Genomic DNA, 313 nt, shown 5'->3' with positions numbered 1-313 from the left:
GTCCTTGACGGCGGTCTGGGTGCCGACACCCTGATCGGCGGTCTGGGCAATGACACTTACATCGTCGACAACCTCGGCGATACCGTGACCGAAACCAGCACCCTGATCAGCGAAATCGACACCGTGCAGGCATCGGTTGACTTTACGCTGGGCGCCAACCTGGAAAACCTCGTGTTGACCGGCAATGCCGTCAACGGCACCGGCAACGCGTTGAACAACACCCTGACCGGTAACGCGGCCGCCAACACCCTCGATGGCGGCGCAGGCGCCGACACCATGATCGGCGGCGATGGCGTTGATACGTACTATGTCG

At 61.7% G+C, this 313-nt stretch carries 1 protein-coding gene; it reads left to right on the top strand.

The window, feature by feature from the left end; translation table 11 throughout:
* Positions 1–313, top strand: a 313-nt coding sequence (locus J5M66_RS26740; protein WP_207817560.1) for a calcium-binding protein, incomplete at both ends; no start/stop codon positions are given.

It is taken from the genome of Pseudomonas sp. 67(2021) (assembly GCF_017491835.1).
Lineage (GTDB): Bacteria > Pseudomonadota > Gammaproteobacteria > Pseudomonadales > Pseudomonadaceae > Aquipseudomonas > Aquipseudomonas atacamensis.
Note: the sequence above shows the minus strand (reverse complement) of the source record. Positions and strands in the feature narration are given on the sequence as shown.